This window comes from Roseateles sp. P5_B10, assembly GCF_056400485.1.
Window position 1 is genome coordinate 1 of the sequence record NZ_JBFULE010001547.1, and the last position, 638, is coordinate 638.

Sequence of the window (638 nt, forward strand, 5' to 3'; positions counted from 1 at the left end):
GCTTTCATACTGCCCCGCGAGCACCAGATAGACGAGCAGCAGCGCAAGGCCGAACACATAATAGAGCTGATTGCCGACGATCTTTTCCTGGTACGACATTGCCGTCCACTCGAAGCCCGTTCCCGGAGGCAGAGTCTTGGCCGCAATCTGCTCCATCAGCGCCATGGACTGCCCGGAACTGTAGCCCTGTGCCGGCAGGCCGATCACTGTCGCCGTCGGATAGAGATTATAGAGACTAATCAGCGACGGCCCCACGGCAGGCGTAATCTTCGCCACCRTGCCAAGCGGGATCATGCTGCCCTGCTGGTTGCGGACCATCAAGTTCTCGATGTCCCGGGCGGTCAGCCGGAATTTGGCATCTGCCTGTGTGTAGACCTGAAAGGTGCGGCCAAACTTGTTGAACTGGTTGACGAAGGACGAACCCAGATAAGACGACAGGGTCGAGAACACCTGATCCGTCGTCACATGCAGGGTCTGGGTCTTGATACGGTCGATCTCGATATCGAATTGCGGCACCATCGAGCGGAACGGCGAACTGACGCGCTGCAAAGCACTCTGCGTCTGTGCATTGGCTACGATCGCCCCGGTGATCGCTTGCAGTTTGTTATAATCGGCGTTGCCATCGCGCAGTTCGATCT

Annotated in this window: 1 protein-coding gene; it reads right to left on the minus strand. The window is 57.6% G+C overall.

The window, feature by feature from the left end:
• Positions 1-638 (minus strand): efflux RND transporter permease subunit (locus AC1DU6_RS34510; protein ID WP_477862991.1); only part of this gene is annotated, 638 nt, incomplete at both ends.